A 25,094-nucleotide genomic window follows, 5' to 3' on the forward strand; every position below is an offset into this window, starting at 1 on the left:
TCGCCGCGGCAGCTAAGAAGAAGCAGCCCGAAACGCATGATGCGAAGCATGCTAGCCGAGCCGGTTCGGATGCGGGGCGCTGTATCAGCATGCGGGACCCGGGGGACGAATAACAGGGAACCGGACAAAAAGTGCGCCACGCCACTTCGTCATACCACTTCGTCACGGAGAGTGCGCCTACCTGTCCGCATATTTCACCAATCATGGTTGCGGGTAGTGACACCGGCATAACACAGTGCAAGGGTGCCGGGCATGACGAAGACCAACGGGGGCTTCGAGCCCGTCTTCTGCACCGTCGTACCGCCTCACGTCCTCGACAAGCTCGCGCAGCACGAGGACCCCGCGCTCGCCGATCCCGCGCGCAGGACCCTGGAGCGCGACGCCTTCGAGCGCACCCACCGCCGACTGACCACGGTCGTCGGCGCCCCCTCCGTCGCCGCGCCGCTCGGCGCGGAGGCCGGAAAGCCGCACCGCACCCTCTACGACGCCAAACACCGCACCGAGCTGCCCGGGAAGAAGGTCCGCGCCGAGGGCTCGGAACCAGGCAAGGACGCCACGGTCAACCGCGCCTACGCGGGCCTGGGCGCCACCTTCGAGCTGTATCTGAAGGCGTACGAGCGCGACTCCATCGACGGAGGCGGCCTCCCGCTGGACGCGACCGTCCACTACGACCGGGACTACAACAACGCCTTCTGGAACGGCGAGCAGATGGTGTTCGGCGACGGGGACGGCGAGATCTTCCTCGACTTCACCATCCCGATCGACGTCATCGGCCACGAGCTCACCCACGGCGTCACGCAGTACACCGCCAACCTGACCTACTTCGGCCAGCCCGGCGCGCTCAACGAGTCGATGTCCGATGTCTTCGGCTCCCTCATCAAGCAGTACACGCTCGGCCAGACCGCCGCCGAGGCCGACTGGCTGATCGGCGCCGGCCTGCTCGCCCCGCGCGTCACGGGCACGGCCCTGCGCTCCATGAAGGAGCCGGGGACGGCGTACGACGACGATGTCCTCGGCAAGGACCCGCAGCCCGCGACCATGGACGACTACGTCCGCACCGGCCGCGACAACGGCGGCGTCCACATCAACTCCGGCATCCCCAACCACGCCTTCTACATCGCCGCCACCACCCTCGGCGGCCACGCCTGGGAGCGGGCGGGACAGATCTGGTACGACGTCCTGACCGGCGGCGAGCTGAAGAAGGACGCCCTGTTCACGGACTTCGCGACCCTGACGGTGGCGGCGGCCAAGGCCCGCTACCAGGACGGCGAGGAGCTTCAGGCCGTACTGAAGGCGTGGGAGCAGGTCGGGGTGCGCACGGCGTAATTCCGTACTACACACGGTCCCATGCGTATTCGAGTGAGGCGCACGGGCGGATTCGCGGGCATCGAGCGCAGCGCCGAGGTGGACACCTCGGGGCGGCCCGACGCACACGAATGGCGCGCCCTGGCCGAGAAGGCGATCACCGACGGGCGGCACACCCCGCCCGTCGGGGTCCCCGACGGGTTCAGCTACGAGATCACGGTGGACGGGAGGACGGTCTACGCGGCCGACCCCCGGCTCACCGAGGAGCAGCGCGGGCTGATCTCGCGGGTACTCAAGGAAGGAGCGTAACGGGCAGTTCACGCTGGGGCGTTGACTTCCCTTACCGGCGGTAAGGATGATCCCGCCCATGGCGACCAACGCGATACCGACGTTCCCGGCCGACTTCCTGTGGGGCGTCTCGACCTCGGCCCATCAGATCGAGGGCGCGGCGGACCTGCGCGAGCCCTCCGTGTGGGACGCGTTCACGGCCGAGCCGGGCCGGGTGAAGGACGGCTCGACGGCGGCGACGGCCTGCGACCACTACCACCGCTACCGCGAGGACGTGGCGCTCCTCGCCGACCTGGGCGTGGACGCGTACCGCTTCTCGGTCTCCTGGCCGCGGGTGCGCGCGGAGGGCGGACTGGACTTCTACGACCGGCTGGTCGACGAACTCTGCGCGGCGGGCGTCCGCCCGGTCCCGACCCTCTTCCACTGGGATCTACCGGTCGCCCTCGACTGGCTGGAGCGGGACACCGCGGCGCGCTACGCCGAGTACGTCCAGGTCGTCGCCGAGCGGCTCGGCGACCGCGTGAAGAAGTGGATCACGATCAACGAGCCCGCCGAACACACCCTGTTCGGCCATGCGCTGGGCGCCCACGCCCCCGGCAAGCGGCTGATGTTCGACGCGCTCCCGGTCGCCCACCATCTGCTCCTCGCACATGGTCTGGGCGTCCAGGCGCTGCGCGCGGCCGGTGCCACGGACATCGGCATCGCCAACTCGCACGGCCCGACCTGGCCCGCCTCGCAGGAGCAGCCGGACCTGGAGGCGGCGGCGTTCTACGACCTGCTGCTCAACCGCCTCTTCGCCGAGCCGATCCTGCTGGGCGCATACCCGGACGGGCTGGGCGAGTTGATGCCGGGAGACGTGGCAGCGGACCTGAAGACCATCTCCGAGCCCCTGGACTTCTACGGTGTCAACTACTACGCGCCGACCCGGGTGGGCGCCCCGCAGGGCGCCGACATCGAGTTCGGCGGGCTGACGATCCCGGCCGAACTCCCCTTCTCCGTCCAGGAGATCGAGGACGTCCCGGTCACGGACTTCGGCTGGCCGGTGGTCCCGGAGGGCCTGACGGAGCTCCTCACGACCTTCCACGAGCGCTACGGCGACCGGCTGCCGCCCGTGGTCATCACGGAGAACGGCTGCTCGTACGGGGGTGTCCACGACCGCGCCAGGATCGACTACCTCGACGGCCATGTGCGGGCCCTGCACCGGGCGTTGGAGGCCGGGGTCGACGTCCGCGGGTACTTCGTGTGGTCGTTGATGGACAACTTCGAGTGGGCCGAGGGATACGCCCAGCGGTTCGGCCTGGTGCACGTGGACTTCACGACGCAGGCGAGGACGAGGAAGGACTCGTACGCCTGGTTCCGGTCCCTGCTGCGGGCCCAGAGGTGACGACTCCGTCAGCGGCCCTGGACGAGCCCGTCGAACGGGTCGCCCGGGGCTGGACGGCCGCGCTGTCGCTGGCCAACGTGGCGATCTGGGTGGGCTGGTACGGCCCGCTGCAGATCCTGCTGGCCCGGCAGGCGGAGGACTTCGCGCCCGGCACCGGCATGTCGAAGGAGACGCTGCTGGCGTGGGTGACCGGCGTGGGCGCGGTGGTGTCCCTGGCCGCGAACCCGTTCTTCGGCGCCCTGTCGGACCGCACCACCGCGAGCCGGGGCCGCCGTACGCCGTGGATCGTGGCGGGAGCGGCGGGCGGCGCCCTGTCCCTGCTGCTGCTCGCGGGGGCGGACGGGCTGTGGCTGATGACGCTGGGCTGGTGCCTGGTCCAGCTCACCCTGAACGCCTCGTTCGCGGCGGTGACGGCGGCGGTGCCGGACCGGGTGCCGCGCCCGCAGCGGGGCGTGGTGGGCGGGTGGTTGGGGGCGGCGCAGATCCTGGGCGCGGTCGCGGGTACGGGACTGGCGACGGCGGCGGGCGGGATCGCGGCGGGCTATGTGGCGTGCGCGGTCTTCACGGTGGCGGGGGTGCTGCCGTACGTCCTCCGCCACCCCGACCTGCGACTGGCGGTGGCGGACCGTCCGCCGTGGGACGGCCGGTCCTTCGTCCGCGGCTTCTGGCTGAGCCCGCGCCGCCACCCGGACTTCGGCTGGGCCTGGCTGACGCGGTTCCTGATCAACCTCAGCAACGCGCTGGTGATCCTGTACTTGCTGTACTACCTGCGGGACCGACTGCGGTACGACGACCCCGAGCAGGGCGTGCTGATCCTCACCGCGGTGAACAGCGTGACGCTGCTGGCCACGGTGGTGGTGGGCGGCGTGTGGTCGGACCGGCTGGGCCGCCGCAAACCGTTCGTACGGTGGTCGGGGGCGCTGATGGCGGCGGCCACGGCACTGCTCGCCGTCTGGCAGACCTGGGCGGGCGCGATCGTCGTGGCGGCCCTGCTGGGCCTGGCGCTCGGGGTGTTCATGTCGGTCGACTTCGCGCTGATGACGGACGTCCTCCCGAAGGCCCTGGACCGCGGAAAGGACCTCGGCGTCATCAACATCGCCAACGCCCTCCCCCAGGTCGCCGCCCCCGCCGTCGCCGCTCCGATCGTCACCCACCTGGGCGGCTATCGGACGCTGTATCTGGTGGCGGCGGTGCTCGGGCTGGCGGGGGCGGTGCTGGTGGGGCGGATCAGGAGCGTGGACTAAGGGCTCTAGAGGGCTCCGGCGTCGCGGGCGGTGTAGACGGACGGGTACATCGGCCGGTAGCCCAGCTCGCGGCGGATGCGGTCGGTGGAGGTGATCGCCAGCCACGGGTCCGGGTCGGTACGGGTGTACAGCTCCTCGGGAACCTCGGCCCCGTTCAGCTGGTGCAGTTCCACCGCCGTGACAGGGGTGTCGTCGGCGATGTTGTAGATCCGGCCCGCGATGCCGGGCGCGTGCAGGATCCGCAGCAGCCCCTGGGCGACGTCGGCGTGATGGCCCATGTGCAGGCGCTGGCTTGCCGCCCAGTTCTTGGCCCACATCAGGGACTGGGCGAGATGGGGGTCGCCCTCGCCGTAGACGAAGGGGAGGCGGCCCACCCGTACGTCCAGCCCTTCCAGCGCGAGCAGTTCCCGCTCGGCCCGGGCCTTGGACTCGGGGTAGGCGCCCCACATCGCCCCGCCGGGCCGGCTCTCGTCGTCCTCGGTCAGCGGCCGGCCTCGTCCGGTGCCGTACACGAGCCCCGTGCTGACCTGTACGAACCGCCGCACCCCCGCCGCCTGTGCGGCGCGGCCCAGCTCGATGGCCGCCTCATGGTTGACCGCCCGTGCCTCCTCGTCCGACACGCCGCGGAAGGAGGCGGCGACGTTGACGACGGCGTCGACGCCGGCGACGGCCTTGCCGAGGGTGTCGATGTCGCGGAGGTCGCCGACGACGACGTCCGCGCCGAGGTCGGCGAAGGGCTCACCTCGGGCGGCGTCCCGTACAAGGACCCGCACCCGTTCGCCGCCCCGTGCCTGTGCCAGCAGTCGCGGCACGAAGCGCCGTCCGACCTGACCTGTGGTTCCGGTGACCAATGTCAGCACGATGTGCTCCTCTCGTCCCCACCAGCCTTGGGCAGCGGCGTCGGCGCCGGGAGAGACCCGTCGATCGGGGGATCGGCGGTCCCTGGATAAGCCGGGCGGACTGACGCACGCTTGACGGGTGAACCGATCCGAACTGGCCGACTTCCTCCGCCGTGGCCGCGCCCGCCTCTCCCCGTCGGACGTGGGCCTGACACCGGGGGCGAGACGGCGTACGCCGGGCCTGCGGAGGGAGGAGGTGGCGTCGCTGGCGGGCATGTCGGTGGACTACTACACGCGTCTGGAACAGTCCCGGGGCCCGCGCCCGTCCCGCCAGATGCTGACGGCACTGTCCCGCGCGCTGCGTCTGACGGACGTCGAGCAGGACCACCTCTTCCACCTGGTGGGCGAGGAACCCCCGCGCCGCGAGACGGCGTCGTCCCACGTCCGCCCCGGTCTCCTGCTGATCCTCGACCGCCTCCACGACACACCGGCGCAGGTCCTGAACGACCACGGCGACGTCCTGGCGCAGAACGCGATGGCGAAGGCCCTGGTGGGCGACGTGATGTCACGGCCCCCTCGGGAGCGCAACCTCACCCGCCGCTTCTTCCTGGACCCGACGGCACGTGACCTGTTCCCGGCGGAGGACCTGGAAGCCCACGCCCGCGCCCACGTCTCGACGCTCCGAGCGGTGACGGCAGCCCGCCCCGACGACCCGGAACCGGCGGCCCTGGTCGCCGAACTACGCGCCGCGAGCCCGCAGTTCGCCACCCTCTGGCAGGAACACGAGGTGTCGCTGCGCAACCGAGCGACGAAACGCTTCGTGCACCCCCTGGTGGGCCTCCTGGACCTCGACTGCGAGGTGATGCTCAGCCACGAACACCACCACCTCCTGATAGTCCACTCGGCCCGCCCGGGCACCGAGGCCTACGAACGCCTGCAACTCCTGAGAGTGGTGGGCCTACAGGACCTGTCACCGTCAGCAGCCCGGACGCCGTAGCCACAGCCAATCAGAACCCCAGCTTCCGCAACTGCCGAGGATCCCGCTGCCAGTCCTTCGCCACCTTCACGTGCAGGTCCAGGAAGACGGGTGTGCCCAGGAGTGCCTCGATCTGCTTGCGGGACTTGATGCCGACCTCCTTCAGGCGCTTGCCCTTGGGGCCGATGATGATGCCCTTCTGGCTGGGGCGCTCGATGTAGACGAAGGCGTGGATGTCGAGGAGGGGCTTGTCGGCGGGGCGGTCCTCGCGGGGGAGCATCTCCTCGACGACGACGGCGATGGAGTGCGGCAGCTCGTCGCGCACGCCCTCCAGCGCGGCCTCACGGATCAGCTCCGCGATCATGACCTGCTCCGGCTCGTCGGTGAGGTCACCCTCGGGGTAGAGGGCGGGCCCTTCCGGCAGCAGCGGGACCAGCAGGTCCGCCAGCAGATCCACCTGCTTGTTCGCCGTCGCCGACACCGGCACGATCTGCGCCCACTCGATCCCCAGCTCCTTGCCGAGCTGGTCGATGGCGATCAGCTGCTCGGCGAGGGCCTTGGAGGAGACGAGGTCCGTCTTCGTGACGATCGCGACCTTCGGCGACTTCTTGATCCCGGCGAGTTCCTTCGCGATGAAGCGGTCACCGGGACCGATCTTCTCGTTCGCCGGCAGGCAGAAGCCGATCACGTCGACCTCGGCCCAGGTCGTACGGACCACGTCGTTGAGCCGCTCGCCGAGCAGTGTGCGCGGCTTGTGCAGCCCCGGGGTGTCCACCAGGATCAGCTGGGCGTCCTCCCGGTGCACGATCCCGCGCACCGTGTGCCGAGTGGTCTGCGGCTGGTCGGCGGTGATCGCCACCTTCTGCCCGACCAGAGCGTTCGTGAGGGTGGACTTGCCCGCGTTGGGGCGGCCAACGAAGCAGGCGAAGCCGGCGCGATGGGGAGCCCCGGACGGCTCAGACGGCTCGGATGACTGACTACGAACGCTCATGGCGCCCATTCTCCCTGATCCACAGAGCCCTGCCGTACAACAGACCGATCACCGCCCCGCACGTGAGCTTCCGGAAACCCTCACGCAACGAAACCTCGCCGAAACACACCCGTACACATCCGGAAACGCACGCCGGTGACCCTCTGACGAGCCCCCACCTCGTTGGAGACCACCGTGACCCTCTCCGCCACGCAGGCCGCAGCGCACATCGACACCGGCGACACCGCCTGGCTGCTCGCCGCCACCGCCCTCGTCCTGCTGATGACCCCGGGCCTGGCCCTGTTCTACGGCGGCATGGTCCGCACGAAGAGCGTCCTCAACATGCTGATGATGAGCTTCGTGTCGATCGCGCTGGTGACGGTGGTGTGGCTGGCGGCCGGCTACTCCCTCGCCTTCGGCGACGACGCCTTCCAAGGCCTCGTCGGGAACCTCGACCACGCCGGCATGGCGGGCCTCGGCCCCGACAGCGTCCAGGGCACGGTCCCCACCCTCCTCTTCGCCACCTTCCAGCTCACCTTCGCGATCATCACGGCGGCCCTGGTCAGCGGCGCGGTCGCGGACCGCGCGAAGTTCGGGGCGTGGCTGGTCTTCGTCCCCGTCTGGGCGCTCCTCGTATACGTTCCCGTCGCCCACTGGGTCTGGGGGCCCGGCGGCTGGATCCTCGACAAGCTGGGCGCGCTGGACTTCGCGGGCGGTCTGCCGGTCGAGATCACCTCCGGCGCCTCGGGCCTCGCCCTGTGCCTGGTGCTCGGCCCGCGGCTCGGCTTCAAGAAGGACGCGATGCGTCCGCACAACCTCCCGATGGTCGTGCTGGGCGCCGGACTCCTCTGGTTCGGCTGGTTCGGCTTCAACGCCGGCTCGGCGCTCGGCGCGAACGGTCTCGCCGCGGCGGCCTTCCTCAACACCCTCGCGGCGGGCTGCACGGGCCTGCTGGGCTGGCTGTTCGTGGAGCAGAAGCGCGACGGCCACCCCACCACGCTGGGCGCCGCGTCCGGCGCGGTGGCGGGCCTGGTCGCGATCACCCCGTCCTGCGGCTCGGTCTCCCTCCTCGGCGCCCTCGTCGTCGGCCTCGCCGCGGGCGTGATCTGCTCCTACGCGGTGAGCTGGAAGTTCCGGTTCGACTACGACGACTCGCTCGACGTCGTGGGCGTCCACTTGGTCGGCGGCATCGTCGGCACCCTCCTCATCGGCGTCTTCGCGGTCGAGGAGATGACCGGCGGCACCGAGGGTCTGCTGTACGGCGGCGGCCTCACCCAGCTCGGCAAGCAGCTGGTGGCCGTGGTCGCCGTAGGGGCGTACGCCTTCCTCATGACGTACGGCATCGGCAAGCTGCTCCACCGTACGATCGGCTTCCGCGCGAGCGAGGAGCAGGAGCACACCGGCCTGGACCTTACGGTGCACGCCGAGACCGCATACGATCACGGCGTCCTGGGCCACGGCGCCCCGGTCAGCGCGTCCTCCGTCCACTCCGCCCAGAAGGCCAAGACCCAGGCATGAAGCTCATCACCGCGATCGTCAAGCCCTACCGCCTCGACGAGGTGAAGACCGCTCTCCAGGAGCTGGGCATCCACGGCCTGACCGTGAGCGAGGCCAGCGGCTACGGCCGTCAGCGCGGCCACACCGAGGTGTACCGCGGCGCCGAGTACCAGGTCGACCTGGTTCCGAAGGTCCGCATCGAGGTCGTCGTCGAGGACGCCGACTCCGACGCCGTCATCGACGCGATCGTCAAGGCCGCGCAGACGGGGAAGATCGGGGACGGAAAGGTCTGGGCCCTGCCGGTCGAGACGGTCGTACGCGTGCGGACGGGCGAACGCGGCCCCGACGCGCTCTGACCACGAGGACGACGCCCACCACCACGACGACCACCAGCACCACCGCCATCAGCCACGGCAGTGCGAGGAACGAGGCGGCCGCGGACTCGCGGGTGTCCTTCGCGCTCGCCGTGAGCGTCACCTCGCCCCAGTCCAGCTGAGGCGCGCCCCGCCACGGCTCGGTCAGCCGGACGCTCTGCCCCGGCAGCAGCTCGGAGGGGATCCTCGTCAGATCGCGGGCGAGGAGCGTACGGCCGAAAAGCCCCGTCGCGCGCAGCTCCACCTTCGGGTTCAGGGTGACATTGCCGGTGTTGTGCAGGGTGTACGAGATCGTCGCGCCGCTGTCGCCCAGTCCCGGCACCAGCGGCTGGTGGTGGCCGACCCGGACGTCCTCGACGGAGATCGCCGGCAGCGTCGGGCCGCCGACCCGGAGATAGACGCGGGCGGCGACGGCCCGCTGGACGCCGAGCGCCACGGAACCGTCGCCCCGGTCGATCCGCTCGTCCAGCGCCACGATCGCACCGGCGTGATCGCCGGGTTCGGCGCCCTGCGGCACCCGCATCGTGACGGGGACGGTGACCTTGCCGTGCGCGGGAACGGTGACCCGGGACCTCGCGGGCTTCGCCCAAACGCCGACCCCGCGCATCCTCTCTTTCATGGTCCGTACGGCGAACCCGCCGTCGCGGGCGGTGTTGTAGGCGTCGGCGGCGTACAGCCGGAAAGTCAGCGGCTTCCCCGTCTTGTTGGCGACGACGACCTTGTCGGTGATCGTCTGCCCGGGGTCGGCGGAGAGGTAGAAGTACGGGCGTACGGCGACCTTCGACGAGAGCGGGTACACAGACCAGCTGCCGTTGTCGGCGGCGTGCGCGGAGGGGGCGCAGAGGGCGAACAGGCACCCCAGGACAAGGGCGTAGAACGTACGGCGCATGGGTGCGGACCCCCACTTGAACGAGGCGACACGGGCGGGTGCGGACGCCCGTACGGTCAGCTGAGCGTGAGGGTGAGGACGCCGGAGTACGTACCCGGAGGCGTGAACGCCGGTACGTTCAGGGAGAGTTTCGCGTCCACGGTGAACTCACCACCGGTGAGCGTGCCGTTGGGAGCGGACGCGAGGGTCGCCCCGGCCGAGCCCACGGTGCCCGCGGAACCGGCCTGGCAGGTGCTGGGGCTGCCCGCCTTGGTGGTGCAGGCGGGGGTCCAGCTGAGCGCCCCGGCATCGATCTTGGCGCCGGGACCGGTGAAGTCGGTGACCTTGCCGGTCAGGGACCAGCCCGCGACACCGCCGCGGAAGTCCTTGACGCTCACGGTGTTCAGGTCGCCGCCCGAGGCGCCGCCCTTGCCGTAGTCGACCGCGCCCAGGGAGACGGTGTCCCCGGCCTGGGTCATGGACAGAGTGCCCGCCTTCACCGTGGTGCTGATCTTCTGGGCGTTGTCGGGGACGGGGGTGTTGTCGATGACGGTGTAGGCGGCGGGCCCGGCGCCGGAGGCATCGGTCCAGCTCGCGCCCTCGTACGCGACGACGCCGGTGGTGGTCTTGTCGTTGACGGTCAGCGCACCGCTGAAGGCCCCGTTGCCGTCCGCCGTCACGGTCGCGGTGTCCGCGGTCTGGCTGGAACCGGAGCGTCCGGCGAGGGTGACGGTCGCTCCCGGGGTGAAGTTGCTGCCGCTGACGGTGACGCTGTCACCGGGGTTCCCGGAGGCCGAACCGAGCGTGATGGCACGGGTGTTGGGCTGAGTGGCCGGACTCGCCGTGACGGTCTCGGAGACCGGGGCGGGCCCGTTGGTGACGGTGCAGGGGGTGTCCAGCTCCAGGATGTAGCTGGTGTGGATGTTGTAGTCGCCGGGCGAGAGCGTGATGGCCCCGGCGGTGGTGACGGTGAAGGTGCCGGTCATGCTGAACGACGGGAACGGGGCGTTGCCCGCGACCGGATCGTTCTTCTTCGGCCCGACGACGGTCACGTCACCCGTCTGCGCCCCGCCGAGGGTGACCTTCCCGGACGGCGTCATGATGTCGGCCGGCAGGCTGATCGCGGTGGGGTTGCTGGCCGCGGGCTTGACCACGGTGTAGGTCACGGTGACGGTGTCGCCGACCTTCGGGGCGGCGTTGTCGACCGTGATGAGCGCGGTCGTGGTGCCGTCGATGGGCGGGATGCCGGCGACGGCGGGCGGGATGCAGTGGGTCGCGAAGTCGACGTTGCTCGCGGCGGCGGCCGGACCGGCCAGGCCGCTCGACGCGGCGACCGCCAGCGCGCCCGCTCCGAGCAGTGCGGCCCAGCGGCGTCTTCGTGATGTCGGATCCATGGGGAGTGCCCCCTCTCTGTGACTCGTTGGGGGCATTGATGTGGGGATCGCGTGAGAAGTCAATGGAGATTGAGCCGTGAACTGATGAGCCGTCAGTTCCTGTACTGCACAACGGAACTGAGGGCTCGTCAGTGAACGTTTGCCCGATTCTCAGTCGAACACGAACGGTCCGGGCGACTGCGCCGCGGTCGCCGTGCAGGTGATGGTGATCCCGAAGACCGTCATCGTGAGCGAGCCGCCGTAGGCCTCAAGGCTGTCGCCGGAGGCCACGACACCGGGGAGCGGGCCGACCTGCACGGGGTCGCCGGCGGCCATCGCCGGGTTCTCGGTGGCGGTGAAGGACCTGGTGCCGCCGGAGGCGTTCACCAGAGTGAGGGTCGAGGTGATCGAGTCCTCGGACAGTCCGATGGGTGCGGTGATGGCCGAGGAGTTGACGGTCATGGTCGCGGCGGTGCCGTCCTGCGTGGCGGTGATGGTGGCTTCACCACTGCCGAAGCCGCCGCAGTCGGCGTTGATGGTCGCACTGCCGGGAGCGACGGCCAGGGCCGCGGGCGCGAACACCAGCCCGGCGACCGCGAACGCCCCGGTCACCAGTGCCGCACCTGTCGCTGTTCGTGTGCCTCTCATGGGGTTCCGACTCCCTTCCCGTATTGGGAAACTGCCATGGGGGGATGGACGGGAGAAGCCCGAACGGTCCGCTTGCGAGGCGTGGTGCGGGACGCGTCGCGTGGGGGGTGACGGTGAGAACCTGACGGACCGTCGGAACTACCGATTCCATTGATACGCGAGAGACTGAACACGGCAAGGTTCAATTCCAGCCGACCCGCGAGAGGCAGCGCCGGCCCGCCTCTCTCAGCCCGCCGTCACCGTCTCCCGGACCACCCCGTCCGGCCCCGCCAGCAGCACCGGCGTCGACGCCCCGCCAAGATCCCGCACCGCGGCCCGGTCCGCGACCGAAACCGTCTCCGCCGCCGTCACGACCGCCGCCGCCTCCAGGGACTTCGCCCCGGACGCCACCGCCATCGCCACCGCCGTCTGCAACGCGCTGAGCTGGAGCGAGTCCAGGGCCACGGTCCCCGCCACGTACGTACGGCCGGTGTCGTCCCGTACCGCCGCCCCCTCGGGCACCCCGTTGCGCGCCCGCGCGGAACGGGCCAGGGTCACGATCTTGCGGTCCTCGGGATCAAGCGCACTGTCGGTCATGAGCCGAGGATACGTACCCGTATCCCGCCGGAGCTCACCCGGCCACGGGGTACATCGCGCCCCGCCGCCCCTCCGGCGACGCCAGCCACTCCAGCTTCTGCGCCGTCACCTCGTCCATCGGCGTGTGCAGCACGACCGACAGATCCGGCCGTACCGGCATCTTCAGCACGCTCGACTCGACCTGAAGCAGCCCCACCACCGGATGTTCCAGCTCCTTGCGGATCTGCCCGGCGTCCTCGATGTCCCGCTCGTTCCAGAGCGCGACGAACTCCTCGCTCGCCTCCGACACCTCCGCCAGCACCTGCCGGAACCCCTCGTCGTCGGGGCGCGCGGCCGAGGCCGCCCGGAACTGGGCCACCACCGTGCGCGCGTTCTGCTCCCAGCTCTTGGAGCGGGACCGGTACATCGGGTCGGTGAAGAAGTCGACGAGACAGTTCTGCGTGATGTCGGGCCGCATCCCGAGGACCATCGCGGCGGCGTCGTTGTAGAGCACGCAGTTGTAGTAGAGGTCCATGATGTGCGCCGGATACGGCATCCACGCGTCGATCATCCGCCGCAGCCCGTCGCACATGTCCCGCCGGTCCGGCTCCACCTCGGGCACGGGCGGGTTGAGCCCGGCGAGGACGTACAGATGCCGTCGCTCGGCGCCGCTCAGCCGCAGTACGCGTGCCACGGAGTCCACGACCTGCGGCGAGACCGAGATGTCCCGGCCCTGCTCCAGCCACTGGTACCAGGACGCGCCCACCCCGGCCAGCACCGCGACCTCCTCGCGCCGCAGTCCCGGCGTCCGGCGCCGCGCGCCGCCGTCCGGAAGTCCGGCCTCGGCCGGCGTGACCCGGGCCCGCCGGCTCATCAGGAACTCCCGCAGCTCCTGCCGCCGCTGGACAGCCTCCGCCACCACGAACTCGTCCCCCTCGTACCGCCGCCGTTGCCTGGTGGTGCCACCACCAGCACAACTTCCGTCTCCCCACGGCTATTCCGCCGCCGCGAGGCTCTTGCCCATGGCGATCGACACCGCATCCTCAACCACCACCGACACCGGGACCCGCACCGGGACCGCCCCCGCGGCACGGCTCTCGCACCGCGACAAGCTCGTTCTCTTCGTCCTGTGCGCGGCCCAGTTCATGGTCGCCCTCGACTTCTCCGTCCTGAACGTCGCCCTCCCCGTCCTCGGCGCCGACCTCGGCATGAGCCAGTCCGCACTCCAGTGGGCGGTCACCGCGTTCGCGCTGCCCTCCGGCGGCTTCCTGCTCCTCTTCGGCCGGATCGGCGACCTGTACGGCCGCCGCAAGCTGTTCCTCAGCGGCCTCGCCCTGTTCGGCGCGGCCTCCCTGCTGGCGACGTTCGCCTGGGACCCGGCGTCGTTCCTCGCCGGACGCGCACTGCAAGGTGTGGGCGCGGCGGCCATCGTGCCCACCGGCATGTCCCTGCTCACCACGACCTTCCCCGAGGGCCCGGCGCGTGACCGCGCGCTCGGCATCTCGGGCACGCTGCTGTCCCTCGGCTACACCGTCGGCATGGTGGCCGGCGGCGTCCTCACCGACGCCTTCGGCTGGCGCTCCACGATGGGCCTGCTGACCCTGTTCGCGCTGCTCGTCCTGCCGCTCGCCCCCGGCCTGCTGCCGGAGTCCCGCACCCCGGACCGCCCCCGCCTGGACATCCCCGGCGCGATCACCGTCACCGGCGGTCTGCTCTCGTTGATCTACGCCCTGTCGACGGCCGCCGACCACGGCTTCGCCCGCACCGACGTCCTCGTCACCCTGGTCGCCGGTCTCGTCCTGCTCACGGCGTTCGTCCTCGTCGAGTCCCGCGCAGCGGCCCCGCTGGTGTCCCTGCCGATGCTGCGCCGCCGCACGGTGGCGTGGGGCAACCTGGGCGGTCTGGTCACCTTCTCGATGATGTCGACGATCGTCTTCGTGCTGACCCTGTACCTCCAGGAGGTCCTGCACCTGTCGGCCTTCGAGACGGGCCTCGTCTTCGGTGTGCAGGGTGTGCTGTCGGTGGTGGCGGGCGTGTACACCCCGCGGGTCATCGGCCTGCTCGGCGGCGCCCGCCGCACGCTGGTCGTCTCCCTCACCGGCCAGGGCGTCCTGGTCGCCGCGCTGCTGGGCCTGGGGGCGGGCAACGCCTCGGTCTGGCTGGCCGTCGCGGCGGTCTCGCTGGCCAGCATGTTCCACCTCGGCGCGATCATCTCGTACGGCCTGACCGTCACCTCGGGCGTGCCGGACGAGGAGCAGGGCCTGGCGACCGGCCTGGTCACCTCGACCCAGCAGGTCGGCATCACGATCGGCATCCCGCTGCTGGGCGTCCTGGCGACGACCGCCGGTGACCTGCTCTCCGGGGTCCGCACGGTCGTCGCGATCGACGCGGCGGTCGTCCTGGTCACCGCCGCGCTGGTCGCCGTAGGCCTCCGGGTACGGCGCCCCCAGGCGTCAGGGGCGGTCGAGGCGGAGGCGCTCGGCGCGCGGTAGACCGGCCACGACCAGGTCGTACGAGTCCTCCACGAGCTCCCGGACCAGCCGGTCCGGGAGCTCGCCGTCGACCGTGACGGTGTTCCAGTGGCGCTTGTTCATGTGGTAGCCGGGGATGATCAGGCCCTCGTACTCGCCCCGGAGCCGGACCGCGTCCTCCGGGTCGCACTTGAGGTTCACCGTCAGCGGGCGGTTGTCCAGCCAGGACAGCGCGAACATCTTGCCCAGCACCTTGAAGACCGAGATCTCCGGCGAGAAGGGGAAGTCCTCCACGGCCGCGTTGAAGGAGAGGCAGAGAGTGCGCAGTTCCTGCGGGGTCACTCGTCCTCCTCGGGGACCTCTACGGGCTCCACCAGCACGGTCACGATCTTGTTCCGCCGTCCGGCCGCGGCCTCCGCGGTCAGCCGCAGCGCACGCTCGTCGGGCAGGTCCACGACGGCCGAGGCGCCGGCGATCGGGACGCGGCCGAGGGCTTTCGCGAGCAGCCCGCCGACCGTCTCCACGTCCTCGTCGTCGTACTCGTCGAGGCCGTACAGCTCGCCCAGGTCGGTGATGTCGAGGCGGGCGGTGACCCGGAAGCGGTCGTCGCCCAGTTCCTTCACCGGCGGCAGTTCACGGTCGTACTCGTCGGTGATCTCGCCGACGATCTCCTCAAGGATGTCCTCGATGGTGACGATGCCGGCCGTGCCGCCGTACTCGTCGATGACGACGGCGACGTGGTTGCGGTCCCGCTGCATCTCGCGCAGCAGGTCACCGGCGTTCTTGGTGTCGGGCACGAACGCGGCGGGCCGCATGGCCGTGGAGACCAGCTCGCTCTCCGCGTCCCGGTTGATGTGCGTCTTGCGGACCAGGTCCTTCAGATACACGATCCCGACGATGTCGTCCTCGCTCTCCCCGGTCACGGGTATGCGCGAGAAGCCGGAGCGCAGGGCGAGGGTGAGGGCCTGACGGATCGTCTTGTAGCGCTCGATGACGACGAGGTCGGTGCGCGGCACCATGACCTCCCGCACGAGGGTGTCGCCGAGTTCGAAGACGGAGTGCACCATGCGGCGCTCGTCGTCCTCGATGAGCGACTCCTTCTCGGCGAGGTCGACCAGCGCGCGCAGCTCGGCCTCGGAGGCGAAGGGGCCGCGGCGGAAGCCCTTGCCGGGGGTGAGCGCGTTGCCGATGAGGATCAGCAGGTTGGGGATCGGGCCCATGATCCGCGCGAGCGGCAGCAGGACGTACGCCGCCGCCGTCGCGGTGTTCAGCGGGTGCTGGCGGCCGATGGTGCGCGGGGAGACCCCGACGGCGACGTACGACACCAGCACCATGACGCCGATCGCGACCAGCAGGGCCTGGGTCGTGCCGTCGAACTCCTGGAGGCAGGCGTAGGTGACCATCGCGGCCGCCGCCATCTCACAGGCGACGCGGACCAGCAGCGCCACGTTGAGATAGCGGGTCGGGTCGGCGGCGATCTGCGCGAGTTTGGCGCTGCCGCGCCGGCCGCCGCGGACGGCCTCCTCGGCGCGGAAGCTGGAGACGCGCGCGAGGCCCGCCTCCGCGCAGGCGGCGAGCCAGGCGACGACGACCAGGGCGATCGCGCCGGAGACGAGGGGAAGGCTCATGAGACGGTCGGAGCCGGCGACGGACCGGTGTGGCCCTTCTCCGCACGCCACCCGTCCACGATGGCGGCCTGGAGACCGAACATCTCGGCCTTCTCGTCCGGCTCCTCGTGGTCGTAGCCGAGCAGGTGCAGCACGCCATGGACGGTCAGGAGCTGGAGCTCCTCGTCCATGGAGTGCTGCGTCGGCGCGTCCTCGCCCTGCTTCTTGGCCACCTCGGGACAGAGCACGATGTCACCGAGCAGCCCCTGCGGGGGCTCCTCGTCGTCCTTGCTGGGCGGCCTGAGCTCGTCCATGGGGAACGACATGACATCGGTCGGCCCGGGCAGGTCCATCCACTGGATGTGGAGCTGCTCCATGGCGTCGGCGTCCACGACGATCACCGAGAGCTCGGAGAGCGGGTGGATGCGCATCCGCGCGAGTGCGTAGCGGGCGATGTCGAGGATCGCCTGCTCGTCGACCTCGGTTCCGGACTCGTTGTTGACGTCGATCGACATGGTGCTGGTCTGTCTACTTCCGCTTGTTGCGGCCGCCCTTGTGGGTGCCGTTCTCCGTGCCGTGGTGGCTGTCGTACTTCTCGTACGCGTCGACGATACGGCCGACCAGCTTGTGCCGGACGACGTCCTGCGACGACAGGCGGGAGAAGTGGACGTCGTCGAGGCCTTCGAGGATGTCCTGGACCTGACGCAGACCCGACTTGGTGCCGTTGGGCAGGTCGACCTGGGTGACGTCACCCGTGATCACGATCTTCGAGTCGAAGCCGAGGCGGGTGAGGAACATCTTCATCTGCTCGGGGGAGGTGTTCTGGGCCTCGTCGAGGATGATGAAGGCGTCATTAAGCGTTCTACCGCGCATGTATGCCAGGGGCGCGACCTCGATGGTCCCCGCGGCCATGAGCCTCGGGATGGAGTCCGGGTCGAGCATGTCGTGCAACGCGTCGTAGAGCGGGCGCAGGTAGGGGTCGATCTTCTCGTAGAGCGTGCCCGGCAGGAACCCCAGCCGCTCGCCCGCCTCGACCGCGGGGCGGGTCAGGATGATGCGGTTGACCTGCTTGGACTGGAGGGCCTGCACCGCCTTGGCCATGGCGAGGTAGGTCTTGCCGGTGCCGGCGGGGCCGATGCCGAACACGATCGTGTGCTTGTCGATCGCGTCGACGTACCGCTTCTGGTTCAGGGTCTTGGGCCGGATCGTGCGGCCACGCGAGGAGAGGATGTTCTGGGTGAGGACCTCGGCCGGGGTCTCCTGGCCGTCCCCCTCGCCGTTCTGACTGGCTCTGAGCATCGCGATCGAGCGTTCCACTGCGTCCTCCGTCATCGGCTGTCCGGTGCGGAGCACCAGCATCATCTCGTCGAACAGGCGCTGGATGAGGGCGACTTCAGCGGCGTCGCCGACCGCGCTGATCTCATTGCCCCGGACATGGATGTCGGCCGCCGGGAAGGCCTTCTCGATCACGCGCAGCAGGGAGTCGCCGGACCCCAGCACGGTCACCATGGGGTGCTGGGCGGGGACGGTGAACTGTGCTCTCGCCTGTCCCTGCGCGGGTGTGCGATCTGTGGGTGTCTGAGTCATGGGCCGGCTCTGTAGGCCTTGCTCGTCCTCCTCGATACGACTCGCCCGCCACATGGGCGGCCTGGCGATTTCCAGGGTACGCCGGGGCACTGACAACACCGAAGGCCTTTTCCGCTCACCGCGGCCGAGGGGGAGAGCGCCCTGAGTGCAGCGGTGAGCCCTGCATACGCCCCCGGCGTGCGTGGGGAGAATGCGCGCCGACGGCGCGTTCCCGTCGTCGTGAGTCCGGGGAAAGCAGGTCGGCCGTGCTCTTGCGTCTGCCCACGTCCGTGTCCGAGGCACAGCAGTGCCTGTCCGAGGGAGCGATACCCGTCGGCGGTGCCACCCTCCAGTGGGCCGTCTGGCAACGGGACGGCTTCCCGGAGCAGGCGATGAGCCTGCGCGAGGTGCCCGAGGCCAATGTCCTGGACGCCGAGGCGCTGGGGGCGGCGGTGCTCCTGCACCGGATCGACGACCGGGTGCCGGAGGTGCTGCGCCGGGCGGCGGCGGGGATCGGCACCGGTGCCGTGCGCCGGAGTGCGACGGTCGGCGGGAACATCGTCGGCAGCACCCTGCGCTGTCTGCTGCCCGCGGCCGTCGTCCTGGACGCGCGTGCGGTGGTGCTGGACGCGGAGGGCCCCGTCGAGACGGACCTCGCCGAGCTCACGGCGAAGCGTCCGCTGCTGCTGAGCCTGCGCTGGCGCACCCCGGTGGCGAGCGCCTACCGCAAGCTGTCGGAGGCCCCCGGCGGCCCGCCGCCGTTGGTGGTGGCGACCGCCGTCCACGCCCCGGCGGGCGCCCGCCCGGTGCTGCGGATCGCCGTCCGCGACGGCTACGACGTACTCGCGGAGACCGCCGAGTGCGACACGGGTCCCGGGTCGGTGCTCGACGCCCTGTCCGGCACGGCGATCGGCGCGCTGCCGGCCGAGGCCCGCGAGGTGGTCCGAGAACAGGTGACGGACCTGCTGGCCAGCCCGCCCACGTAAGACCCCACGGGCCACCCGAACCCGCCAGGTGGCCCGCCAACAGATGACCGACCTGCTGGCCAGCCCGCCCACGTAAAACCCCACGGACCACCCGAACCCGCCAGATGGCCCAGCAACAGGTGACCGACCTACTGGCCAGCCCGCCCACGTAAGACCCCACGGACCCCCTACATCCGCCAAATGGCCCGGGAACAGGTGACCGACCTGCTGGCCAGCCCTCCCACGTAAAACCCCACAGGCCACCCGAACCCGCCAGCTGGCCCAGCAACAGATGACGGACCTGCTTGGCCCACCCACGCGCGTGAAGCCCCGCGGGCGGCCTATGCCGACCGGCGGAACCCGATGGTCGGCACCGCCCGCCGCAGCGGCCACGGCCGGGCCTGTTCCGCCGGTACCAGGTCCGCCAGGAAGCCGTACCGCTCCAGCGCCGCGGGGTCCTGCCCTGCCACCGACCGGACCTTGCGCCACCAGGCGCCGATCTCCGACCAGCCGGGCGCCGAGAGGGAGCCGCCGAACTCCTGGACGGAGAGCGCGGCCGTGAGCCCGGCGAAGGCCAGCCGGTCGGCGAGCGGCCAGCCCGCCAGCGTGCCGGTGACGAACCCGGCGACGAAGACATCACCGGCACCGGTGGGGTCGAGAGCCTCCACCGCGATGGCGGGCACCTCCGCGGACTCCCCGGTCCGCCGGTCCACCGCGTAGGCACCCTCCGCGCCCAGGGTGACGACCGCGAGCGGCACATGGTCCAGGAGGGCGTGGGCGGCCTCGCGCGGGCAGGAGGTGCGGGTGTACCGCATGGCCTCCTCCGCGTTCGGCAGGAAGGCCTCGCAGTGTTCGAGGTCGGCGAGGCCCGCGAGGTCCCACGCCCCGGTGTCGTCCCAGCCGACGTCGGCGAAGACGCGGGTGCCCTCGCCGGCGGCCTGGGCGATCCAGGGGGCGCGCTTGCCGGGCACCAGCGAGGCCACCGCGGCACGCGCACGTGGGGGGCAGTCGGGGGCGGGCTCCTCCGGGGGCGGCTCGTGGCCGTGGGAGACCATCGTCCGCTCGCCCTCGTACGCCATGGAGACGGTGACCGGGGAGTGCCAGCCGGGGACGGTGCGTGACGGCGAGAGATCGATGCTCTCGCCCTGGGCCAGGGCGTCCCAGCAGTACTCGCCGTAGTGGTCGGAGCCGAAGGCGGCGGCGAGGGAGGTCCTGAGCCCCAGCCGGGCGAGCGCGGTGGCCATGTTGGCGACACCGCCGGGGCTCGACCCCATCCCGCGCGCCCAGGACTCGGTCCCGCGCACGGGTGCGGAGTCGAGGCCGGTGAAGATGATGTCGAGGAAGACGGTGCCGGTCAGATAGACGTCCCAAGGGGGGTCGTCGGGGGTGCGCAGCGCGGCGAGCGGATCGACCTGGGCCTGACCCGGCCCGGCCGCTCCGAGGTGCGACGGTCCCTTTCCGACGGATGCGCTGGACGCGATCACGGGGCGCTCCCTGCGAGTGGTGCGGATTCAGCCAGTCTGCACCACACCACTGACAACAGTGTTGTCCACCGGACGCGTCCACGTGTCTGAGCCCATCCGGCACTACCAGCGCGGCACGTCCGGCGTCACCCATCCCGGCTCCGCGACCCGCATCGCCGCCGCGTCGTCCCGCTCCCGCAGCCCCCCGTCGTCATCGAGCCACCGCTGGTGCAGCACCCGCACCTTCTCCCGGTCGACCTCGACCCCCAGCCCCGGCGCGTCCGACACCGCGACCTTCCCGCCCTCGAACACCGGCCGTTCCCTGAGCACGTCCTCCGACTGCCACGGATAGTGCGAGTCACAGGCGTGGTGGAGGTCGGGCACGGTGGACGCCACGTGTGTCATCGCGGCCAGCGAGATCCCCAGATGGGTGTTGGAGTGCATCGACACCCCCACCCCGAACGTCCGGCAGATCGCGGCGAGTTGCTGCGTGTTCCGCAGTCCGCCCCAGTAGTGGTGATCGGAGAGCACCACCTGCACGGCTCCCTTCCGGAACGCCTCCTCGATCTCCGCGAACGTCGTCACGCACATGTTGGTGGCGAGCGGCACCCCGGCCCGCGTGGCCACCTCGGCCATCGCCGCGGTACCGAGCGCGGGGTCCTCCAGGTACTCCAGTACGTCCCCGAGCTCCTGCGCCACCTTCAGCGAAGTCCGCACGGACCAGGCCCCGTTGGGGTCGAGGCGCAGCGGATGCCCGGGAAACGCCTCGGCGAGCGCCCGCACCGCGGCGATCTCCTCGTCCGGCGGAAACACCCCGCCCTTGAGCTTGAACGACGTGAACCCGTACCGCTCCTTGAACAGCCGGGCCTGCGCCACCACCCCGGCCGGATCGACCGCGGCACCCCAGTCGTCCTTCTCCGAGGCGACCTGCGCCGGGTGGTCGGCCCACTTGTAGAAGAGGTACGCGCTGTACTCGACGGCGTCCCGCACCTTGCCGCCGAGCAGCGCGTGCACGGGCAGCCCGAGCGCCTTGCCGAGGGCGTCGAGACAGGCGACCTCGAACCCGGAGACGACGGACAGCCGCAGCTTGTCGGCGGTCTGCACCCCGCGCAGCCCGCCCACGTCGACCTGTCCGGAGACCCGCGCGTCGTCCACGGCCACTTCGTCGGCGACGGTGAACAGGCCGTTCAGATCGGACACCTGACGCCCGATCACCTTCCGCGCGAACGGCCGCGCCAGCTCCAGGTACTTGGTGTCGCCGTACGTCTCCCCGAATCCGACGACCCCGTCCGCGGTCTCCACCTCGACGATCAGCCGGGGCGTGTACGGCTGGTGCACCCCCTGGGTGTTGAGCAGCGGCGGGTCGGCGACGAGGATCGGAGTCAGCCGTACGTCAGTGATCGTGAGGTTCACAGAGCGGCTCCTACGAGGTCGAGTCCGGTGGCGAGCAGGGTCCTGAGGCCGGCGAGGTCGCTGTCCGACGGGTCGGTGAGCGGGGCGCGGACCGGTCCGACGGGTCGTCCGCGCAGCCGGGCCGCGGCCTTGACGAGCGACACGGCGTATCCGGGGACGCGGTCGCGGAGTTCGACGAGCGGTACGTAGAAGGCGCGCAGCAGCAGGTCGACGCTCTTGCCGTCGCCGTCCCGCAGCGCGCGGAAGAAGGCGTCGGCGATCTCCGGGGCGAAGGCGTGGACGGCGGAGGAGTACGCGGGGACGCCTACCGTGGCGTAGGCGCGGGCCTGGATCTCCGCGGTCGCGGCCCCGTTGAAGAAGAGGAAGCCCTGGGGTGCGGCGAGGGTGAGGCGCTGGAGCCGGTCGAGGTCGCTGTGCCCGTCCTTGAGACCGATGACACCGGGGATGGCCGCGACACGCCTCAACGCATCGGCCGTGAAGGCGACTTGGTCGCGCTGGTAGGCGATGAGCGGCAGCGGTGTACGGGCGGCGATCTCCGCCAGTTGCCGGACGAGCCCGTCCTGCGGGGCGGCGACGAGGTAGTGCGGGAGCACGAGCAGCGCGTCGGCGCCCGCCTCCTCGGCGATCCGCGCGAACCGCACGGCCCGCGCCCAGCCGTACCCCACCCCGGCGACGACCGGCACCCGGCCCGCCGCCTCCTGGACGGCGATGGTGACGACCGTCCGGTACTCGTCCTCGTCCAGCGAGAAGAACTCGCCGGTGCCGCAGGCGGGGAAGAGGGCGCCGGGAGCGGCGGCCAACTGTCCGGCCAGATAGGCCCGGTAGGCGTGCGGATCGAGGCTGCCGTCCGCCGCGAAGCTGGTCAGCGGGAAGGACAGCACCCCGGCCGCCATCCCGTCCCGCAGCCGCTGGACGACGCCCGCACCCCGGTCGGTGTCGATCCCCACGTGTTCATCTCCCCATGTAGATGTCATCCACGTATGAAGATGAAGGTTAGACAGGCGAACGACAGGCGTCAATGGCGCCGCCCCGCCGGATTACGATCGGCACATGTCAGAGACAGGGGGCGTCCGCGAGGTGAAGTCGGCCGCGCGCACGGTCGAGCTGCTGGAAGTGCTGGCCGCGCGCGGGGACCGCCCGGCACGGCTGCAAGAGCTGGCGGACGAGCTCCAGGTCCCCCGCAGCTCCATGTACGCCCTCCTCCAGACCCTGATCTCGCGCGGCTGGGTCCGCACCGACATCACCGGCTCCCTCTACGGCATCGGCATCCACGCCCTGCTGACCGGCACCAGCTACCTCGACACCGACCCGCGCGTCCGGGTCGTACGGCCGTATCTCGACGAGGCGTCCCAGGCGTTGGGCGAGACGATCCACATGGGCCGGCTCGACGGCCGGGACGTGGCCTATCTGGCGACCCGCGAGTCCCACGAGTACCTGCGCACCATCAGCCGCGTCGGCCGCCGCCTGCCCGCCCACGCCGGCGCCCTGGGCAAGGCCCTGCTGGCCGAGCGCGGCGACACGGAGCTGCCCGAGGGCCCGTACGAGGCACTCACGCCCCACACCCGCACGACCCGCGAGGAACTGGCGGCGGACCTGGCCGGGACGCGGGCCCGCGGCTACTCCATCGACCGCGAGGAGGGCGTCCTCGGCATCGTCGGTTTCGGCTTCGCCCTGCGCTACGACTCCCCCGCCCAGGACGCCGTCAGCTGTTCGGTGCCGGTGGCCCGCCTGACGCCGTCGCACGAGGAACGGATCGTCGTGGTGATGCGGGAGGTCAGGGCCAAGATCGAGGCGACGGTACCGGCGGCGAGCGGCGCGGCGGTCCACTGGCGCTGAGCCACAGAAATCGGCTCGTCTACCCGCCCTCCCCCACCCCAAACACGACGTGCCCCACATCACACCCCCCGCTCTTCTTCTCGAACCGCGTGCTTGATACAAATTTCCCGCGCGTTCCTGTCCGTCGACGGTCGTCGCCCAACCCCCTTTCCTGAACCGCTTCTTCCGCATGCCCTGGGAACGCCCGTGTCCGCCCCCCGCTCCACCACGCCCTGGCCCCTGATTGCCCTTTTCACGGCCGGGTACCTCGCCCCGTACCTCCTCCCGACCACCGTCGGCAGGCTCGACTCGGGACTGCCCCTCTCCGCCACCCAGGCGGGCGCCGTCGGCAGTGCGCTGCTGCTGAGTTCGGCCGCGGCGGGCTTCCTGCTCGCCTCCCGGGTCGACCGGATCGGCCCCCGCCTCCTGGCCCGCATCGGCCTCGTCCTCGCCGTCCTCGGCTACGGCGGCGCCGCCCTCACCCACACCGTCCCCGCCGTCATCGCGGGCGTCCTGGTCGGCGGCTTCGGCTCCGGTACGGCGACCGCGGTGGCCGCCACCGGGATCGCCGCCCAGCCCGACCCGCACCGCACCACCACGTTCGGTCTGCTGGGCGTCTCCGCGCTCGCCGGCGCCGTCTATCTGACGGTCCCGCACCTCGGCCCGGGCCACGGCCAGCCCCTGGCGGCGATCGCCCTCACCGCACTGGCGGTCTGGCCCCTGACCGCCCGCCTCTCCGCGTCCACGGCCCCCCGCCGCACCCGGCACCAGCCCAAGAGCCCCCTCCCGCACCGGCGCGCCGGACTGCTCCTCGCCCTCACCCTCCCGTGCTGGTCCCTCGCCCAGAACTCCCTCTGGGGCGTCAGCGGCCGCATCGGCCTCGACCAGGCCCACCTCACCGAGGCCACGGTCGGCGCGGTCTTCGCGATCGCCCTCGGCGCCGGACTGCTCGGCGTCATCGGCGCGGGCGCCCTCGGCCCCCGCCTCGGCAGGGCCCTCCCCATCGGCGCCAGCACGGCCCTCATCGCCGCCTGCATCGCCCTGAGCGCCTCCGCGACCGACCTCACCACGTTCGCGACCGGCGAGATCGCCTGGAACACGCTCTACCCGATCGTCCTGTCGTACGTCATCGGCCTCGCCGCCTCCCTCGACCCACGAGGCCGCTGGGCGGTCCTGGTCGGCTCGGCGTCGTCCCTGGGCACGGCGGCGGGCCCGTTGGCGGGAAGCCTGCTGTCGGCGCAGGCGGGCTTCGCGGCGATGGGCTGGGTGCTGGCCGCGGGCCTCCTCCTGATCGCCGCCCCGATGACGGCGGTGGCGCTGGGCGCGGGCAGGCGCCCCCTGCCGGTGGTGGAGGTACCGGTGGAGACGCCGGTCTACGACAGAGCAACGGCTGCGTAAAGGCTTTTAGGGGCGCGGGGCTGCATCGATTTGCGGCTCCGCCGCGTGGGCGCGACCAGCCCCCACCGCCCCGCA

The 25,094-nt window shown here is 71.1% G+C and carries 25 protein-coding genes; 11 read left to right on the top strand and 14 right to left on the bottom strand.

The features are described from left to right. Positions 1-252 precede the first annotated feature (252 nt). Genes ACIHIX_RS16925 through ACIHIX_RS16940 form a run of 4 tightly spaced genes read left to right on the top strand, consistent with a single transcriptional unit; the run spans position 253 to position 4,221 of the window. Positions 253-1,326, top strand: a complete 1,074-nt coding sequence (locus tag ACIHIX_RS16925; protein WP_399956051.1) for a M4 family metallopeptidase — start codon at positions 253-255, stop codon at positions 1,324-1,326. Between the two features lie 21 nt (positions 1,327-1,347). Then, positions 1,348-1,614 (top strand): protealysin inhibitor emfourin, encoded by a 267-nt coding sequence (locus ACIHIX_RS16930; protein ID WP_329339416.1) that lies wholly within the window; start codon positions 1,348-1,350, stop codon positions 1,612-1,614. A 46-nt stretch (positions 1,615-1,660) separates the two neighbouring features. Next, positions 1,661-2,977, top strand: coding sequence for a GH1 family beta-glucosidase (locus ACIHIX_RS16935; protein WP_399956054.1), 1,317 nt, complete (start codon positions 1,661-1,663; stop codon positions 2,975-2,977). Further along, on the top strand, positions 2,974-4,221 hold the full coding sequence (locus tag ACIHIX_RS16940) for an MFS transporter (protein WP_399956057.1): 1,248 nt from the start codon (positions 2,974-2,976) through the stop codon (positions 4,219-4,221). The genes ACIHIX_RS16935 and ACIHIX_RS16940 overlap by 4 nt, the downstream gene beginning before the upstream one ends. Positions 4,222-4,226: 5 nt before the next feature. Here the strand turns inward: ACIHIX_RS16940 and ACIHIX_RS16945 are convergent, their stop codons facing one another. Then, positions 4,227-5,081, bottom strand: coding sequence for an NAD-dependent epimerase/dehydratase family protein (locus tag ACIHIX_RS16945; RefSeq protein ID WP_399956061.1), 855 nt, complete (start codon positions 5,079-5,081; stop codon positions 4,227-4,229). A 118-nt stretch (positions 5,082-5,199) separates the two neighbouring features. On the opposite strand from ACIHIX_RS16945, the gene ACIHIX_RS16950 reads away from it, so the two are divergent. Then, complete coding sequence (locus ACIHIX_RS16950) at positions 5,200-6,057, top strand: helix-turn-helix transcriptional regulator (RefSeq protein WP_399956064.1); 858 nt, start codon at positions 5,200-5,202, stop codon at positions 6,055-6,057. Between the two features lie 10 nt (positions 6,058-6,067). On the opposite strand, the gene era is transcribed toward ACIHIX_RS16950, so the two are convergent. Continuing rightward, positions 6,068-7,027: a GTPase Era gene (gene era, locus ACIHIX_RS16955; RefSeq protein ID WP_399956067.1), complete on the bottom strand. Its 960-nt coding sequence runs from the start codon at positions 7,025-7,027 to the stop codon at positions 6,068-6,070. Positions 7,028-7,201: 174 nt separating this feature from the next. Here era and ACIHIX_RS16960 point away from each other — a divergent pair, with 174 nt between their 5' ends. Together ACIHIX_RS16960 and ACIHIX_RS16965 are read left to right on the top strand one after the other, a co-directional pair. Further along, positions 7,202-8,524, top strand: a complete 1,323-nt coding sequence (locus ACIHIX_RS16960; RefSeq protein ID WP_399956070.1) for an ammonium transporter — start codon at positions 7,202-7,204, stop codon at positions 8,522-8,524. Beyond that, complete coding sequence (locus ACIHIX_RS16965; protein WP_059191692.1) at positions 8,521-8,859, top strand: P-II family nitrogen regulator; 339 nt, start codon at positions 8,521-8,523, stop codon at positions 8,857-8,859. The genes ACIHIX_RS16960 and ACIHIX_RS16965 overlap by 4 nt, the downstream gene beginning before the upstream one ends. On the opposite strand, the gene ACIHIX_RS16970 is transcribed toward ACIHIX_RS16965, so the two are convergent. From ACIHIX_RS16970 to ACIHIX_RS16990, 5 genes are all read right to left on the bottom strand, one after another. Continuing rightward, the gene (locus ACIHIX_RS16970; protein WP_399956073.1) at positions 8,753-9,766 is read right to left on the bottom strand and encodes a WxL protein peptidoglycan domain-containing protein; all 1,014 of its coding nucleotides are present in this window, start codon (positions 9,764-9,766) and stop codon (positions 8,753-8,755) included. The genes ACIHIX_RS16965 and ACIHIX_RS16970 overlap by 107 nt on opposite strands. 56 nt (positions 9,767-9,822) lie before the next feature. After that, positions 9,823-11,139, bottom strand: coding sequence for a beta-xylosidase (locus ACIHIX_RS16975; RefSeq protein ID WP_399956076.1), 1,317 nt, complete (start codon positions 11,137-11,139; stop codon positions 9,823-9,825). A 150-nt stretch (positions 11,140-11,289) separates the two neighbouring features. After that, positions 11,290-11,766 carry a hypothetical protein gene (locus tag ACIHIX_RS16980; RefSeq protein ID WP_399956079.1) on the bottom strand — a complete coding sequence of 159 codons (477 nt, stop codon included), beginning with the start codon at positions 11,764-11,766 and terminating at the stop codon, positions 11,290-11,292. A 225-nt stretch (positions 11,767-11,991) separates the two neighbouring features. Then, on the bottom strand, positions 11,992-12,342 hold the full coding sequence (locus ACIHIX_RS16985; RefSeq protein ID WP_399956082.1) for a cytidine deaminase: 351 nt from the start codon (positions 12,340-12,342) through the stop codon (positions 11,992-11,994). 34 nt (positions 12,343-12,376) lie between these two features. After that, positions 12,377-13,195: a helix-turn-helix transcriptional regulator gene (locus tag ACIHIX_RS16990; protein WP_399957290.1), complete on the bottom strand. Its 819-nt coding sequence runs from the start codon at positions 13,193-13,195 to the stop codon at positions 12,377-12,379. A 148-nt stretch (positions 13,196-13,343) separates the two neighbouring features. Here ACIHIX_RS16990 and ACIHIX_RS16995 point away from each other — a divergent pair, with 148 nt between their 5' ends. After that, positions 13,344-14,813 (top strand): MFS transporter, encoded by a 1,470-nt coding sequence (locus ACIHIX_RS16995; protein ID WP_399956085.1) that lies wholly within the window; start codon positions 13,344-13,346, stop codon positions 14,811-14,813. Here ACIHIX_RS16995 and ACIHIX_RS17000 read toward each other — a convergent pair. Genes ACIHIX_RS17000 through ACIHIX_RS17015 form a run of 4 tightly spaced genes read right to left on the bottom strand, consistent with a single transcriptional unit; the run spans position 14,775 to position 17,986 of the window. After that, positions 14,775-15,134: an MmcQ/YjbR family DNA-binding protein gene (locus tag ACIHIX_RS17000; protein ID WP_399956087.1), complete on the bottom strand. Its 360-nt coding sequence runs from the start codon at positions 15,132-15,134 to the stop codon at positions 14,775-14,777. The two genes, ACIHIX_RS16995 and ACIHIX_RS17000, sit on opposite strands and share 39 nt — an antisense overlap. Beyond that, positions 15,131-16,420, bottom strand: a complete 1,290-nt coding sequence (locus ACIHIX_RS17005) for a hemolysin family protein (RefSeq protein ID WP_399956090.1) — start codon at positions 16,418-16,420, stop codon at positions 15,131-15,133. Before ACIHIX_RS17005 ends, ACIHIX_RS17000 begins: the two co-directional genes overlap by 4 nt. Beyond that, a complete protein-coding gene (gene ybeY / locus ACIHIX_RS17010; RefSeq protein WP_399956093.1) occupies positions 16,417-16,914 on the bottom strand; it encodes an rRNA maturation RNase YbeY in 498 nt (165 codons plus the stop codon). The genes ACIHIX_RS17005 and ybeY overlap by 4 nt, the downstream gene beginning before the upstream one ends. A 13-nt stretch (positions 16,915-16,927) precedes the next feature. Next, a complete protein-coding gene (locus ACIHIX_RS17015) occupies positions 16,928-17,986 on the bottom strand; it encodes a PhoH family protein (protein WP_399956096.1) in 1,059 nt (352 codons plus the stop codon). Positions 17,987-18,231: 245 nt separating this feature from the next. Here ACIHIX_RS17015 and ACIHIX_RS17020 point away from each other — a divergent pair, with 245 nt between their 5' ends. After that, positions 18,232-18,951 (top strand): FAD binding domain-containing protein, encoded by a 720-nt coding sequence (locus ACIHIX_RS17020; RefSeq protein WP_399956099.1) that lies wholly within the window; start codon positions 18,232-18,234, stop codon positions 18,949-18,951. Positions 18,952-19,271: 320 nt separating this feature from the next. Here ACIHIX_RS17020 and ACIHIX_RS17025 read toward each other — a convergent pair whose 3' ends face one another. From ACIHIX_RS17025 to ACIHIX_RS17035, 3 genes are all read right to left on the bottom strand, one after another. Continuing rightward, entirely contained in the window at positions 19,272-20,414 is a 1,143-nt protein-coding gene (locus ACIHIX_RS17025; RefSeq protein WP_399956102.1) for a carbohydrate kinase family protein, read from the bottom strand. Between the two features lie 102 nt (positions 20,415-20,516). Further along, positions 20,517-21,806 carry a glucarate dehydratase family protein gene (locus ACIHIX_RS17030; RefSeq protein ID WP_399956105.1) on the bottom strand — a complete coding sequence of 430 codons (1,290 nt, stop codon included), beginning with the start codon at positions 21,804-21,806 and terminating at the stop codon, positions 20,517-20,519. Continuing rightward, a complete protein-coding gene (locus tag ACIHIX_RS17035) occupies positions 21,803-22,699 on the bottom strand; it encodes a 5-dehydro-4-deoxyglucarate dehydratase (protein WP_399957293.1) in 897 nt (298 codons plus the stop codon). Before ACIHIX_RS17035 ends, ACIHIX_RS17030 begins: the two co-directional genes overlap by 4 nt. Before the next feature lie 157 nt (positions 22,700-22,856). Here ACIHIX_RS17035 and ACIHIX_RS17040 point away from each other — a divergent pair, with 157 nt between their 5' ends. Both ACIHIX_RS17040 and ACIHIX_RS17045 read left to right on the top strand, forming a co-directional pair. Further along, positions 22,857-23,642 (top strand): IclR family transcriptional regulator, encoded by a 786-nt coding sequence (locus ACIHIX_RS17040; RefSeq protein ID WP_399956108.1) that lies wholly within the window; start codon positions 22,857-22,859, stop codon positions 23,640-23,642. A 186-nt stretch (positions 23,643-23,828) separates the two neighbouring features. Beyond that, positions 23,829-25,019, top strand: coding sequence for an MFS transporter (locus ACIHIX_RS17045; RefSeq protein ID WP_399956111.1), 1,191 nt, complete (start codon positions 23,829-23,831; stop codon positions 25,017-25,019). Positions 25,020-25,094: the final 75 nt, after the last annotated feature.

The sequence above is a fragment of the Streptomyces sp. NPDC051913 genome (genome assembly GCF_044593635.1).
Taxonomy (GTDB): Bacteria; Actinomycetota; Actinomycetes; order Streptomycetales; family Streptomycetaceae; genus Streptomyces.